Here is a 14503-nt window from a genome sequence, read left to right on the forward strand (position 1 = left end):
CCCCCACGGGTGAGGACATACCCCGGTGGGGGTGCAGCCGGGACCAAGGTCCCCAGACGGGTCAGGTCGAGCTGAGGTAGCCCAGCAGGTCCTGGCGGGTCAGCACCCCGACCGGCGAGCCGTCCTCCTGGACCAGCACCGCGTCGGCGTCCTCGAGCAGGTGCACGGCAGCCTGGGCACCCTCGGTCGCGCCGATCGTGGGCAGCGCGGGCGACATGTGCTGCTCGACGAGGTCGGTCAGCCGGGCGTCGCCGGCGTAGAGCGCCTCGAGCAGCGCGCGGTCCGACACCGACCCGGCGACCTCCTGCGCGACCACGGGGGGCTCCGCGCGGACCACCGGCATCTGGGAGACGCCGTACTCCCGAAGGATCGCGACGGCCTCGGCGATGGTCTCGCCGGGGTGGGTGTGCACGAGGTCGGGCAGCCGGCCGTCCTTGCCACGCAGCACCTCGCCCACGGTGCGGCCCTCGCGGGCGTCGGCGCCGGTGGTCGGGAAGCCGTAGGTGGCCAGCCAGTCGTCGTTGAAGATCTTCGACAGGTAGCCGCGCCCGGAGTCGGGCAGCAGCACCACGATCACCGCGTCGCGGCCCTCGGGCGTGCCGGCGAGCTCGTGCGCGAGCTGGCGGGCGGCGTACGCGGCCATCCCGCAGGAGCCCCCGACGAGCATCGCCTCCTCGCGGGCCAGGCGGCGGGTGAACGCGAACGAGTCGGCGTCGGAGACCTCGATGATCCGGTCGGCGACGTCGCGGTCGTAGGTGTCGGGCCAGAAGTCCTCGCCGACGCCCTCGACCAGGTACGGCCGACCGGTGCCGCCGGAGTAGACCGACCCGCTGGGGTCGGCGCCGACGACCTGGACGGTGGGGTCCTGCTCCTTCAGGTAGCGACCGACGCCCGAGATCGTGCCGCCGGTGCCGACGCCGGCCACGAAGTGGGTGACCCGGCCCTCGGTCTGCGTCCACACCTCGGGCCCGGTGGTCTCGTAGTGCGAGCGCGGGTTGTGCGGGTTGGCGTACTGGTTGGGCTTCCAGGCGCCGGGCTCGGCGGCCAGCCGGTCGGAGACGTTGTAGTAGCTGTCGGGGTGCTCGGGGGCGACGGCGGTCGGGCAGACGACGACGTCCGCGCCGTACGCGCGGAGCACGTTGCGCTTGTCCTCGCTGACCTTGTCGGGGCACACGAACACGCAGTGGTAGCCCTTGGCCTGGGCGACCATCGCGAGGCCGACGCCGGTGTTGCCGGAGGTCGGCTCGACGATCGTGCCGCCCGGCTGGAGCTCGCCGGACGCCTCGGCCGCCTCGATCATCCGGGTCGCGATCCGGTCCTTCACCGAGCCCCCCGGGTTGAGGTACTCGATCTTGGCCAGCACGACCGGCCCCTCCCCCGGAGCCGTCACGGGGAGGTCGAGGGTGCGGGCCAGCCGCACCAGGGGCGTGTCGCCGATGAGGTCGACCAGGGAGTCCACGTACTGCATCCGGTCACCCTAGGGCTCGGGGCCCTCCGGCGCCGCAGCGGTGGATCCCTAGGATGGAGGGGTGGGGAGAGCCGGAGCAGCACGCAAGCTCGCCGCCGCCGCGGCCTATGGCGGGGGCGGCCTGTCCGTCGTCGGCGCCGGGCTCTACGGCGTGCTGACCGCCGAGGCCAAGCTGGCCCGCAGGACGATCGGGCAGCCCCGTGACGAGCCCCCGCCGGACGCCACCGGCTGGTACGGCCGCGGCCGCCCCGGCCCCGCGATCAAGGTGGCGCTGCTGGGCGACTCCAGCGCGGCCGGGTACGGCGTCGAGCGCGTGGAGGAGACCCCGGGCGCGCTGCTGGCCAGCGGCGTCGCCGAGCACGCCGACCGGCGCGTCTACCTGCGCGAGTTCTGCAAGGTCGGCGCCGAGTCCTCCGCCCTGGCCGGGCAGGTCGACCGTGCGCTGGCGATCGAGCCGGACGTCGTGGTCGTCCTGATCGGCGCCAACGACGTCACCCACGTGACCCTGCCCTCGCAGTCGGTGCGCCACCTCTCCGAGGGCGTACGCCGGCTGATCGCCGCCGACTGCGCCGTCGTGGTCGGCACCTGCCCCGACCTGGGCACGATCAAGCCGATCGCGCCGCCGCTGAAGCAGGTGGCCCGTGCCTGGTCGCGACGGCTCGCGGCCGCCCAGACCATCGCGGTCGTCGAGGAGGGCGGGCGGACCGTCTCGATCGGCTCGGTGCTGGGCCCCGAGTTCGACGCCGCCCCCGCCCTGCTCTTCGGACCGGACCAGTTCCACCCCTCGGCCGCGGGCTACGCCTCGCTGTCGACCGTGCTGCTGCCCTCGGTGCTCGCCGCCCTCGGCTTCGCACGCCCCGACGAGGCGCTGCCGGAGGCGTACCGCGGTGAGGGCCGGCTGCCGATCACCGCCGCCGCCGTCGCCGCCGTGCAGACGCCCGGCACCGAGGTCGACGGGACCGCCGTCGGTGGCGAGAAGCGCGGCGTGCGCGGGCTCTGGGTGGAGCTGCGGCACCGCCGGGGCCGGCTGCCCGGCGAGGGCCAGGCGCCGGAGGCCGAGGAGACGGCCGAGGGCCCCGGATCAGATCCGGGGCCCTCGGGTCACGCGCCGACCTAGCGGGGGTCGGGGTCTGAGGTGCTCGTCGATCAGTCGGAGGAGAAGATCGCGAGCAGGCGCAGCAGGTTGGTGTAGATCCAGACCAGGCTGACGGTCATCGCGAACGCCGCACGCCACGACTCGCGCTCGGGCAGGCCGTTGGCGATGCCCTTCTCCACGAAGTCGAAGTCCATGATCAGCATGAAGACACCGAGCACCAGGCCGACCACCGCGGTGATCACGCCGAGGACGCCGAAGCCGAACAGGCCGGTGTTCACACCGAACAGGCTGAGCACGAGGCTCATCCCGGCCAGGCCGACCATGCCGAACATCGCAGCCATGACGCCCTTGCGGAACTTGTCACCGACCTTGATGTCGAAGAACTTGTACGCCGCGAGCGTGCCGGCGAAGGCCGCCATGGTGCCGAGGACGGCGCTGCTGACGATGCTGGACTCACCGGTGCTGGTGGCGACGTAGCTGTCGAGCACCTTGCTGAAGGCACCGAGGGCGACACCCTCGAGCACGGCGAAGGCCAGCACCAGGGCGGGGCTGATGACGCGCTTGAACGAGTTCACCATCGACAGCGCGAAGGCCCCGAGGGAGCCGATCATCGCGGCCGAGAAGACCGCCGCGGCGTTGCCCGAGGCGTCCATGTCGGGTGTGAGGACCCAGGTGGCCAGCGCTGCGAGCACGACGACGCCGAGCGTCATCGCGGTCTTCTGGACCACCGAGTCGATCGTCATCCGGCCGCCGTCGGCGGCGAGGCCGTAGCCCTGGTCGCCCGGCTGGCCGGTGCCCCACTGGGACGGGTCGTTCGCGTAGCCCGGGTAGGCCGAGCCGTTGCCGGCGTAGGTCTGGTTGCCGTAGGACGGGGCGTTCTGGCCGCCTCGGTTGAACTCCTCCGAGCGGCGGAACACCGGGTTGTTGCTCTGCATGTGGTCTCTCCTTGGAGGCCGGGGGTGTTGGCCGTCTGCGACGGCTCAGCGCGAGTCCCAGGTTAGCGGGTCTCACCTGCTTCAACGTGCGGGTCGGCCCCGGTGTTCCCACACGCCCCCACCGCCGAGGTGGCGCTCGCGGACAGCCGAGATGACGCTCGCGGCGCCTCGAGATGACGGTTCCGGCGCACTGGTGGTGCGCCGGGGTGCCCCCGCTGGGACTCGAACCCAGAACTGACCGCTTTTAAGGCGGTTCCCTCTGCCGGTTGGGGCACGGGGGCGAGCCAGGATCATCCCAGGGCGGCTGCCCGGCCGAGCACCGCGTCGAGCATCGGCTCGGTGAGCCGGCCGGTGAAGGTGTTCTGCTGGCTCGGGTGGTAGCAGCCGAGCAGGACCAGCGGGCCGGTCCCGCCGGGCAGGGACGGCAGGTCGACCTCGGCGGCGTGGGCGAACCGCGGCCGCGGCCGGGGTACGGCGCTGCCGGCCCGACCCAGCGCGGTCAGCGCGGCGGCCCAGCCGAAGGAGCCGAGCGCGACCACCACCCGCAGGTGCGGCGCGAGCAGGCCGAGCTCGACGTCGAGGAACGGCGCGCACGCGTCCCGCTCGGCCGGGGTCGGCTTGTTGGCCGGGGGCGCGCAGCGTACGGCCGCCGCCACGCGGGCGCCGACCAGCTCGAGGCCGTCACCGGCGTGGACGCTGGTCGGCTGCGTGGCCAGGCCTGCGCGGTGCAGCCCGGCGTAGAGCCAGTCCCCCGACCGGTCACCGGTGAACACGCGACCGGTGCGGTTGGCGCCGTGCGCGGCCGGGGCCAGCCCCACCACGAGCACGCCGGCGTCCGTGGCGCCGAAGCCCGGCACCGGCCGGCCCCAGTAGGGCTCGCCGGCGTACGACGCCCGCTTGGCGTGGGCGACCTCCTCGCGCCAGTCGACCAGGCGCGGGCAGCGGCGGCAGGTGCTGATCGCGGCGTCGAGCTCGCGCCAGGGTCCGGCAGGGACGTCGGCGGTGCGGGCGTCGGTCGGGTCGCCGGGCCAGCCGGAGGCCGGCGGGACAGGAGAGGGGTGGGGCCGGCCGGTCAGCGGGTGCGGCAGGTCGGTCACCGGGCGAGCCTAGATGTCCGCAACCGTCATCTCGAGGCGCCGCGAGCGTCATCTCGGCTGTCCGCGAGCGTCATCTCGGCGAGAGGGACCAGGCGATGCCGTCGAGGATGTCGGACTCCGAGACCACCAGGCGCTGGGGGCGGGCGTGGGCCAGGACCCGCGAGAGCACCAGCGCGCCGGCGCCGATCACGTCGACGCGGCCGGGGTGCAGCCACGGCAGCTCCCGGCGCTCCTCCGTGCTCATCGCGAGCAGCCGGGCGGCCTGCTCCTCGACCGCGGGCACGTCGAGGACCGCCCGGTCGATGGCGTCGCGGTCGTAGGCGTCGAGGCCGAGGACGCCGGCGGCCACCGTGGTGACCGTGCCGGCGACCCCGACGACCGTCCGGGCGCGGGCGACGTCGACCGGGCAGCCGGCGAGGGCGGCGTCGAGGTCGGCGGCGCAGGCCTCCACCTGGGCGCGGGTCGGCGGGTCGTCGTGCAGGTGCCGCTCGTGCAGGCGCACCGACCCGACCTGCAGCGACTCGGCCTGGGCGACCCCGTCGGCGAGGTCGTCACCGCCGAGGACCAGCTCGGTGGAGCCGCCGCCGATGTCGACGACCAGCACCGGGGCCACCAGCGCGGCGAGGCCGGCCAGCCCGCGCACCGCCCCGGCGTACGACAGCGCCGCCTCCTCCGCGCCGCTGAGCACCTCCGGGCGTACCCCGAGGCGCTGCTCGACGCCGTCGGCAAAGGCCTCGGCGTTGGCGGCGTCCCGGGTCGCCGAGGTCGCGCAGAACCGCAGCCGGGAGACGTCGTGGGCGGCGAGCAGGTCGGCGTACTCGTCGAGCGCGGCGAAGGTGCGCTCCAGCGCGGCCGGCGACAGCTCGCCGGTGCGGTCGACGCCCTCGCCGAGCCGGACCATCCGCGCCTCCCGGACGGCCACGTCCGGCAGCGCACCGATCAACAGCTTGACGGTGTTGGTGCCGCAGTCGATCGCGGCGACGACCGGGTCAGTCATCGTCGCGCCCGGCGGCGTCGCGCTCGTCCTCGGGCACGACCACGCACGGACCCTCCGCACCCCAGTCCCCCAGCAGCGCCAGCACCTCGTCGCCGAGCGGGTTCACGCCCGGGCCGGCGGCCAGGGCGTGCCCGGCGAGCACGTGCAGGCACTTCACGCGGTCCGGCATGCCCCCGGCCGAGATGCCCTCGATCTCGGGCACGTCGCCGAGCGCGGCGCGGTCGGCGAGGTACGCGCGGTGCGCGGCGGCGTAGGCCTGCGCCAGCGCGGGGTCCTCGCCCAAGCGGTCCTGCATCTCGCGCATCAGCCCGGAGCCCTCGAGCGTCCCGATCCGGGACGCGGCGCGCGGGCAGGTCAGGTAGTAGGTGGTCGGGAACGGGGTGCCGTTGGGCAGCCGCGGCTCCGTGGTCACGACGTCGGGCGCGCCGCAGCCGCAGCGGTGGCCGACGGCGTGGATGCCGCGGGCGGGGCGCCCGAGCTGCTCGCGGACCACCCGCTCGTCGTGGGGCTCGACGCTCACCGCTGGGTGCCGTCGACGCGCACCGCCGGCGCCTCCTCGGTGCGCGGCGGGTCGCCGGCCGTCTCGACCGAGGACCAGGCGCGGTCCCACCAGGCCTGCTCGTCGGTGGGGTCGGCCGGCGTGTCGCCGGACAGCGTCGCCTCGGGCTCGAGCGGCTCGCCGTCCTCGTCCAGCACGACGTAGGAGGTCTCCCCCGGCATCACGTAGCCGAAGCGCTCCCGGGCCTGCTGCTCGGCGTAGGCCGGGTCGTCCCAGCGCTGCCGCTCCAGGCTGAGGTCGTCGATCGCGGCCTCGCGTTCGCTGATCTCGGCCTTGAGGTCGCCGATGTGCGCACGCTGCTCGAGGTAGGCCCGCATCGAGGAGGCGTAGCTGACCGCGAGCACCGCGAGCACCAGGACCAGCACCGCCGAGCGCCCGGTCAGCCGGGGGCGGCGCCGTGGCGCGGCCCCGTCGGTCCCGGTCCCCGGGGTCCCGCTGCCGGACGCGCCCCGGCCGGCCCCGGGCGTACGGGGTCGGCTGCGTCCCCGCGTGGGCGGGCGGCGCTTGTCGGGGCGGTCGGCCACGTCTCCTCGGCTCCTGCTCAGCGGGTCAGGCGCGGGAAGGCGGCGGCACCGGCGTAGCGGGCGGCGTCGCCGAGCTCCTCCTCGATGCGGAGCAGCTGGTTGTACTTCGCCACCCGCTCCGAGCGGGCCGGGGCACCGGTCTTGATCTGGCCGCAGTTCGTGGCCACGGCGAGGTCGGCGATCGTGGTGTCCTCGGTCTCCCCCGAGCGGTGGCTCATCATGCAGCGGTAGCCGGCGCGGTGGGCGAGGTCGACGGAGTCGAGGGTCTCGGTGAGCGAGCCGATCTGGTTGACCTTGACCAGCAGCGCGTTGGCCTGGCCGCCCTCGATGCCGCGTCGCAGCCGCTCGACGTTGGTGACGAACAGGTCGTCGCCGACGATCTGGATCTTGTCGCCGAGCTGCTCGGTCATCGTGCGCCAGCCGGCCCAGTCCTCCTCGTCGAGGGGGTCCTCGATCGAGACGATGGGGTAGGCGTCGACGAGCTCGGCGTAGTAGGCGGTCATCTCCGCAGCGGACTTCGAGCCGCCCTCGAAGGTGTAGACGTCGCCCTCGCAGAACTCGGTCGCGGCCACGTCGAGGGCCAGCACGATGTCCGAGCCAAGGTTCAGACCGGCGGCCCCGACGGCCTCCGCGATCAGGTCGAGCGCGGCGCGGTTGGAGTCGAGGCTGGGCGCGAAGCCGCCCTCGTCGCCGAGGCCGGTGGCCAGGCCGCGCTGCTTGAGGACCGACTTCAGGGAGTGGTAGACCTCGGCGCCCATCCGGACGGCCTCGCGGAAGGTCGGGGCGCCGATCGGGGCGACCATGAACTCCTGCACGTCGACGTTGGAGTCGGCGTGGGAGCCGCCGTTGAGGATGTTCATCATCGGCACCGGCAGCACGTGGGCGTTGGCGCCCCCGACGTAGCGGTAGAGCGGCAGCCCGGCGGACTCCGACGCGGCCCGGGCCGTGGCCAGCGAGACGCCGAGGATCGCGTTGGCGCCGAGCTCGGCCTTGTTGGGGGTGCCGTCGAGGTCGAGCATCACCTGGTCGACCAGCCGCTGGTCGTCGGCCTCGACGCCCACGAGGGCGGGGCCGATCCGGTCGATGACGGCGTCGACGGCGCCCTGGACGCCCTTGCCGAGGTAGCGCTCGCCACCGTCGCGGAGCTCGACGGCCTCGAAGGCGCCGGTGGAGGCACCGCTGGGGACGGCCGCGCGGGCGAACACCCCGTCGTCGAGGAGCACCTCGACCTCGACGGTGGGGTTGCCGCGGGAGTCGAGGATCTCGCGTGCGCCGACTGCTTCGATTGCTGCCACTGGGATGCTCCTGAGCTGCGGGACGGGACGCCGCCAACCCTAGACCGTGCGGAGGTCCCGCCGGCGGACGCCGGACGGCTAGCCTGCGGCTCGTGCTGAGCCATGACGAGTACGCCGCCCACGACGCCGTCGGCCTCGCCGCCCTGGTCCGCGACGGGCAGGCGACCTCGGCCGACCTCGTCGCCGCCGCCCGGGCCCGGCTGGTCGAGGTCAACCCCCGGATCAACGCCGTGGTGACCGAGCTCGACCCGCCGGTGCGCGACCCGGGCGCCTCGGCCGACGCGCCCTTCGCCGGCGTGCCGTTCCTGCTGAAGGACCTCGGCCAGGACCTGGCCGGCCACCCGACCAGCGGCGGGTCGCGGTCGATGGTCGACGTCCCGGCCGTCGACAACGCCGAGGTCGTCGACCGCTGGCTGGCGGCCGGGCTGGTCGTGCTGGGCAAGACCAACACCCCCGAGCTCGGCGCCAAGGGCGTCACCGAGCCCGCCGCGCACGGCCCCTCCCGCAACCCCTGGGACCTCGACCGCACGCCCGGCGGGTCGTCGGGCGGGTCGGCGGCCGCGGTCGCCGCGGGCGTCGTGCCCTGCGCGGCGGCCAGCGACGGCGGCGGCTCGATCCGGATCCCGGCCTCGGCCTGCGGCCTGGTCGGGCTCAAGGCCGGCCGCGGCCTGCTCCCGGTGGGCCCGACGGTCGGCGAGACCATCTCCGGCACCACGGTCGACGGCGTGCTCTCGCGCACCGTGCGCGACACCGCCGCGATGCTCGACGTCCTGGCCGGGGCCAGCGAGGTGCAGCCGTTCCTGCCGGCGCCGCCCGCGGAGTCGTACGCCGCCGAGGTCGGCCGCGACCCCGGCCGCCTGCGGATCGCGGTCTGCTCGGCCAGCCGGATCACGCCCGAGGTCCACCCCGAGGCCGTGGCCGCCGTCCGCCGCGCCGCCGACCTGCTCGCCGCCCAGGGCCACGACGTGGTCGAGCTGGACGAGCAGCCCGTCGACGACGAGGCGCTGGCCCAGGACTTCCTCACCAGCTGGTTCGTGCACTGCGCGCGCTCGGTCGCCGACTTCCGGGCGCGCTCGGGCGCCGGCGACGAGGGCTTCGAGCCCGACACGCTCCTGATGGCCGCGCTCGGCCGCGCGACCAGCGCCACCGACTACGTCGCGGCGGTCGAGAACCGCCACCTCCACGTACGCCGCCTGGCCGCGTTCCACCGCGACCACGACCTGCTGCTCACCCCGACCACCGCCACCCCGCCGCCGCGCGTCGGTCAGTTCGACCTGCCGGCCGCCGCCGTCCTCGGCCAGCGGGCGCTGCTCCGGGCGAAGGTCGCCGGCCTGCTCCGGTTCACCCCGCTGGTCCAGCAGCTGATCCGGGAGAACCTCGGCTGGGTGCCCTACACCCAGCTGGCCAACCTGACCGGTCGCCCGGCGATCAGCCTGCCGCTGCACCGCACGCCCGAGGGCCTGCCGATGGGCGTCCAGCTGGTCGGGAGGCTGGGAAGCGAGGGCCTGCTGCTCCGGCTCGCCGCCCAGCTCGAGGACGCCGCCCCCTGGGCGCACCTGCGTCCCGCCCTCTGACTACCCCAGCCGGCGACGTACGGCGGCCCGCAGCGCCTGCTCCGGGTCGGTGCCGGACGCGCGCGCCTCGGCGACGAGGGCGAGCAGCCGTTCCCCCACCTCGGCGTCCTCGTCGCTCGCCGACGCGAGCGCGGGGTCGGTGCCGGCGCGGGCCATCCGGTCGAGCACCTTGTCCGCGGTCATCAGCGCCGGCAGCGTCGGGGCGATGCCGTCGGCGAGCGCGGTGCGGTGCGCCTTCTCCCGCGCCTTCGCGGCCTCCCAGACCTCGTTGACCTCCGCCGGCGTCAGCGAGCCCGCCGCCGCGCCCGCGTCCGGACCGAGGACGTGCGGGTTGCGGCGCACCATCTTGGCCGTGACGTCGCGGGCGACGTCGTCGAGGGTGAAGGCACCGGCCTGCTCGGCGATGGCGGTGTGGAAGAAGACCTGCATCAGCAGGTCGCCGAGCTCCTCGCGCAGGTCCGCGGGCGTGCCGGTCTCGATCGCCTCGACCGTCTCGTGCGCCTCCTCGAGGAGGTGACGCACCAGCGAGCGGTGCGTCTGGGCGGCCTTCCACGGGCACTGCGCCTGCAGCACCCGCACGACGTCGGCGAACGCCCCCACCGGGTCGGGCACCGGCTGCGTCACCGGCTCAGCCGCAGCGCTGGGAGGCCGGCAGGGACGCGACGTAGTCGGAGTAGGCGGCGACCGGCTGCCCGGCCTCGTCGACCGGGCTGGTCGCGGCGGCCAGGGCGAGGTCGCTGGCCGCGACCGAGGTGGTCCCGTCGACCTGGGCCAGCGCGCCGGTGTCGTCGAGCTCCACCCCGAGCGCGGGGTCGATCTCGACGTCCTGGTCGGCCAGCCACTCGGCGAACAGGGCCTGGCCGCGCTCCTGGGCGGCGTCGGGGCCGGGGTCGGTGTCGCCCTCGGCGACCAGGGCGTCCTCGCCCGCGACGAGGGCCACGCTGCTGACGAAGGCCTCCGTGCTCTGGACCTCGACCAGGGCGGCGGTCGCGTCGGCGGACAGCGCCGTCAGCGAGGCCTCGGCCTGGGCGGCGACCTGCTGGTAATAGTCGTCCGGCGTGATGCCGAGGTCCTCGGCGAACTGCTCCGCGGCGAGGCGGCGGGTGAGGTTGCCGGCCACGCCCTGCTTGAGCTCGGCGCCGGGCACGGCCCCCACCTCGCCCAGCGCGCCGTCGTCGAGGGCGTCGCAGAAGTAGGTGGCGTACTCGTCGACGGTGGCGCTGGACACCGTGGCGTCACCGACGGTCGCGGCGGCGCCCGGCTGGACACCCGTGCCCGCGACGCCGCAGCCGCTGGTGACGACGAGGACCGCCGCTCCGGCCAGCCCGACCCGGGTTCCGTGCAGGATCACGTGGTTCCTCCTCCGGCGCCGGCCCCGTCGGGGTCCAGCACGCTGTCGATGACTCCGCGCGCCCATTCAAGCAGGGCGATCCCGGCCACGGGCGTCCCGGTCTTCCCCGGGATGCCGGGGCGCGGCACCAGGACGGTGTCGACCGAGGCCTTGACCAACGACTTGGGGTAGAGCCGCTCGAGCCGCACCTTGCGCGAGTCGGGCAGGCTCACCGGCGCGAAGCGCACGTTGCGTCCGGCGAGGGTCACCTCGCCGATCCCGGCCCGGCGCGCCCGGGCCCGGAACCGCGCCACCAGCATCAGGCTGACCACCGGCACGGGCGGCTCGCCGTACCGGTCCTGGAGCTCCTCGCCGATCGCGTCGACGTCGGCGTCGACGCGCACCTCGGCCAGCCGCTTGTACATCTCCAGGCGCAGCCGCTCGCTGGGGATGTAGTCGTGCGGGAGGTGCGCCTCGACCGGCAGCTCGATGCGGACCTCGTCGAGGGTGTCGTCGGGGGCGTCCCCGCGGAAGTCCGCGACGGCCTCCCCGACCAGGCGGACGTAGAGGTCGAACCCGACGTCGGCGATGTGGCCCGACTGCTGACCACCGAGCAGGTTGCCGGCGCCGCGGATCTCGAGGTCCTTCATCGCGATCGCCATGCCGCCGCCGAGGTCGGAGTGCTGGGCCAGGGTGGCCAGCCGCTCGTGCGCGGTCTCGGTGAGCGGCTTCTCGCTCGGGTAGAGGAAGTAGGCGTACGCCCGCTCGCGCGAACGTCCGACGCGCCCGCGGAGCTGGTGCAGCTGGGAGAGGCCGAGGGTGTCGGCGCGCTCGATGATCATGGTGTTGGCGTTCGAGACGTCCAGCCCGGACTCGACGATCGTGGTGCAGACGAGCACGTCGAAGGTCTTCTCCCAGAAGTCGACCATGACCTGCTCGAGCTGGTGCTCGCCCATCTGGCCGTGCGCCACCGCGACCCGGGCCTCGGGCACGAGCTCGCGGATCCGCGCGGCGGCCTTGTCGATGGAGTTGACCCGGTTGTGGATGTAGAAGACCTGGCCGTCGCGCAGCAGCTCGCGGCGCACGGCCGCGGTGACCTGGCGGTCCTCGTAGCCCCCGACGTAGGTCAGCACGGGGTGCCGTTCCTCGGGCGGGGTGGTGATCGTGGACATCTCGCGGATGCCGGTGATCGCCATCTCCAGGGTGCGCGGGATCGGCGTCGCGCTCATCGCCAGCACGTCGACGGAGGTGCGCAGCCGCTTCATCTGCTCCTTGTGCTCGACGCCGAAGCGCTGCTCCTCGTCGACGATGATCAGGCCGAGGTCCTTGACCCGCACGTCGGGGTTCAGCAGCCGGTGCGTGCCGACCACGATGTCGACGCTGCCGTCGGCCAGGCCCGCCATCACCTCGCGCACCTCGGACTCGGTCTGGAAGCGCGACATGCCCTTGATGACGACCGGGAAGCCGGTCATCCGCTCCGAGAACGTCGACATGTGCTGGGTCACCAGCAGCGTGGTGGGCACCAGCACGACGACCTGCTTGCCGTCCTGGACGGCCTTGAACGCCGCGCGGACCGCGATCTCGGTCTTGCCGTAGCCGACGTCGCCGCAGACCAGACGGTCCATCGGCACCGTCTGGCGCATGTCGGACTTGACCTCCTCGACCGTGGTCAGCTGGTCGACGGTCTCGGTGAACGGGAAGGCGTCCTCGAGCTCGCGCTGCCAGGGGGTGTCCGGGCCGAAGGCGAAGCCCTTGGTGGCCCGCCGGGCGGCGTAGAGCTTGATCAGCTCGGCGGCGATCTCGCGCACGGCCTTGCGGGCGCGGCCCTTGCGCTTGGCCCAGTCGGCCCCGCCGAGGCGGTCCAGGCTGGGCTGCTCGCCGCCGACGTAGCGGGTGACCTGGTCCAGCGCGTCGGCCGGCACGAAGAGCCGGTCGGGGGCCGCGCCGCGCTTGGCCGCGCCGTACTCCAGGACGAGGTACTCGCGCACCGCCCCCTGGATCTCGCGCTGCTTCATCTCCACGAACCGACCCACGCCGTGCTGCTCGTGCACGACGTAGTCGCCGGCCGCGAGCTCGAGGGGGTCGATCTGCTTGCGGCGCCGGGCCGGCATCGCGCGCATGTCGCGGGTCGAGGCCTTCTGCCCCGAGATGTCCTCGCCGGTGACCAGCGCCAGCCGGTTGGTGTCGTCGACGAACCCGCGCGACAGCGAGCCGCAGGTCACCTCGATCACGCCGGGGTGCTCGGTGGCGTCGTCGGGCTCGACCAGGACGGCCGGGACGTCGCGCTCCCCCAGCGCCTCGACCATCCGCTGCGCCGGGCCGTGGCCCTGGTGCACGACCACGACGCGGTACGCGTCCGCGCGCCACTTCTCCAGGTCGGAGGCGACGCGGTCCACGTCGCCGCGGTAGGAGTCGACCGGCACCGCCGGCAGCGCGCGGACCGCGACCGTCTCGACGTCGCCGGCCGGGGCCTCCGCGTCGTCGAGGCCGAACGGGCTCATCGTCCACCAGGGCAGGCCGCGGGCCAGCGTCTGCTCCCGCACGTCGGCCAGGGCGTGGTACGACGCGGCGCCGAGGTCGATCGGCGCCGAGCCGCCCGAGGCCGCCGCGGCCCAGCTGGCCCCGAGGAACTCCTCGCTGGTCGCCACCAGGTCGTGGGCCCGGCTGCGGGCCCGCTCGGGGTCCAGCACGAGCACGTGCGTGTCGTCGGGCATCAGGTCGACGAGCAGCTCCATCTCGTCGACGAGCACCGGTGCGAGCGACTCCATGCCCTCGACGGCGACGCCACCGGCGATCTTGTCGGTCAGCCCGAGCAGCTGCGGGTGGGCGCGACCGAGCTCGGCGGCGCGGGCCCGGACCTCGTCGGTGAGCAGCAGCTCGCGGCAGGGCGGGGCCCACAGCCGGGCGGCGGGCTCGAGCGTGCGCTGGTCGGCCACCGAGAACGTCCGGATCTCCTCGACCTCGTCGCCCCACAGCTCCACGCGCAGCGGGTGCTCCTCGGTGGGCGGGAAGACGTCGAGGATCCCGCCACGCACGGCGAACTCGCCACGCTTCTCGACCAGGTCGACCCGGGCGTACGCCGCGTCCGCCAGCCGCTGGACCAGGTCGTCGAGCGGGGCCTCGTCGCCCTTCGCCAGCTCGACCGGCTCGAGGTCGCCGAGCCCCTTGACCTGGGGCTGGAGGACCGAGCGCACCGGGGCGACGACCACCTTGACCGGCCCGGTGCCCGGCGTGGTGCCGGGGTGGCAGAGCCGGCGCAGGACCGCCAGGCGCCGCCCGACGGTGTCGCTGCGCGGGCTCAGCCGCTCGTGCGGCAGCGTCTCCCAGCTCGGGTAGGACACCACGAGCTCCGGGTCGACCAGGCTGCCCAGGGCGGCCTCGAGGTCCTCGGCCTCACGCGAGGTCGCGGTCACCGCGAGCACGCTGCGTCCCTCGCGGACCAGGCCGGCGACGACGAAGGGCCGCAGCGCCTCCGGACCGGTCAGCTCGCGGGTGCGCACCCCGGCGGTCCGGGCGTCCTCGAGGGCGGCGGCGAGGACGGGGTCGGCCAGGACGGCCTCGGTGAGTCCGGAGAGGGACACGGTGCTCCGTTACATGGGGTGTGACGTGGGGGTCGGGGCCCGCGGGC

12 protein-coding genes and 1 tRNA gene are annotated in these 14503 nt (G+C 74.6%); 2 read left to right on the forward strand and 11 right to left on the reverse strand.

Annotated features, from left to right (window positions below):
- Window positions 1-61: 61 nt before the first annotated feature.
- Window positions 62-1468 carry a cystathionine beta-synthase gene (locus GV155_RS15095; RefSeq protein ID WP_160009262.1) on the reverse strand — a complete coding sequence of 469 codons (1407 nt, stop codon included), beginning with the start codon at window positions 1466-1468 and terminating at the stop codon, window positions 62-64.
- Between the two features lie 61 nt (window positions 1469-1529).
- Between GV155_RS15095 and GV155_RS15100 the strand changes: the two genes are divergently transcribed.
- Entirely contained in the window at window positions 1530-2585 is a 1056-nt protein-coding gene (locus tag GV155_RS15100) for an SGNH/GDSL hydrolase family protein (protein ID WP_160009264.1), read from the forward strand.
- 29 nt (window positions 2586-2614) lie between these two features.
- Here the strand turns inward: GV155_RS15100 and GV155_RS15105 are convergent, their stop codons facing one another.
- From GV155_RS15105 to eno, 7 genes are all read right to left on the reverse strand, one after another.
- Window positions 2615-3499, reverse strand: coding sequence for a Bax inhibitor-1/YccA family protein (locus GV155_RS15105; RefSeq protein WP_160009266.1), 885 nt, complete (start codon window positions 3497-3499; stop codon window positions 2615-2617).
- 207 nt (window positions 3500-3706) lie between these two features.
- Window positions 3707-3780 (reverse strand) — tRNA-Leu (locus GV155_RS15110).
- 9 nt (window positions 3781-3789) lie between these two features.
- Window positions 3790-4596, reverse strand: coding sequence for a uracil-DNA glycosylase (locus GV155_RS15115; protein ID WP_160009268.1), 807 nt, complete (start codon window positions 4594-4596; stop codon window positions 3790-3792).
- 70 nt (window positions 4597-4666) lie between these two features.
- Window positions 4667-5593 carry a Ppx/GppA phosphatase family protein gene (locus GV155_RS15120; protein WP_160009270.1) on the reverse strand — a complete coding sequence of 309 codons (927 nt, stop codon included), beginning with the start codon at window positions 5591-5593 and terminating at the stop codon, window positions 4667-4669.
- Window positions 5586-6113, reverse strand: a complete 528-nt coding sequence (locus tag GV155_RS15125; protein WP_160009272.1) for a DUF501 domain-containing protein — start codon at window positions 6111-6113, stop codon at window positions 5586-5588. Before GV155_RS15125 ends, GV155_RS15120 begins: the two co-directional genes overlap by 8 nt.
- Entirely contained in the window at window positions 6110-6676 is a 567-nt protein-coding gene (locus GV155_RS20810) for an FtsB family cell division protein (RefSeq protein WP_236554347.1), read from the reverse strand. The genes GV155_RS15125 and GV155_RS20810 overlap by 4 nt, the downstream gene beginning before the upstream one ends.
- 17 nt (window positions 6677-6693) lie before the next feature.
- The gene (eno, locus tag GV155_RS15135) at window positions 6694-7971 is read right to left on the reverse strand and encodes a phosphopyruvate hydratase (protein ID WP_160009274.1); all 1278 of its coding nucleotides are present in this window, start codon (window positions 7969-7971) and stop codon (window positions 6694-6696) included.
- A 92-nt stretch (window positions 7972-8063) separates the two neighbouring features.
- Here eno and GV155_RS15140 point away from each other — a divergent pair, with 92 nt between their 5' ends.
- Window positions 8064-9545, forward strand: coding sequence for an amidase (locus GV155_RS15140; RefSeq protein ID WP_236554348.1), 1482 nt, complete (start codon window positions 8064-8066; stop codon window positions 9543-9545).
- Here the strand turns inward: GV155_RS15140 and GV155_RS15145 are convergent, their stop codons facing one another.
- From GV155_RS15145 to mfd, 3 genes are read right to left on the reverse strand one after another with little or no spacing between them, the layout of a single operon-like run.
- Window positions 9546-10169, reverse strand: coding sequence for a MazG family protein (locus GV155_RS15145; RefSeq protein WP_160009276.1), 624 nt, complete (start codon window positions 10167-10169; stop codon window positions 9546-9548).
- A gap of 4 nt (window positions 10170-10173) precedes the next feature.
- Window positions 10174-10896, reverse strand: a complete 723-nt coding sequence (locus GV155_RS15150; RefSeq protein ID WP_160009278.1) for a hypothetical protein — start codon at window positions 10894-10896, stop codon at window positions 10174-10176.
- Complete coding sequence (mfd, locus tag GV155_RS15155) at window positions 10893-14456, reverse strand: transcription-repair coupling factor (RefSeq protein ID WP_160009280.1); 3564 nt, start codon at window positions 14454-14456, stop codon at window positions 10893-10895. The genes GV155_RS15150 and mfd overlap by 4 nt, the downstream gene beginning before the upstream one ends.
- Window positions 14457-14503: the final 47 nt, after the last annotated feature.

Source organism: Nocardioides sp. AX2bis (assembly GCF_902506435.1).
Taxonomy (GTDB): Bacteria; Actinomycetota; Actinomycetes; order Propionibacteriales; family Nocardioidaceae; genus Nocardioides.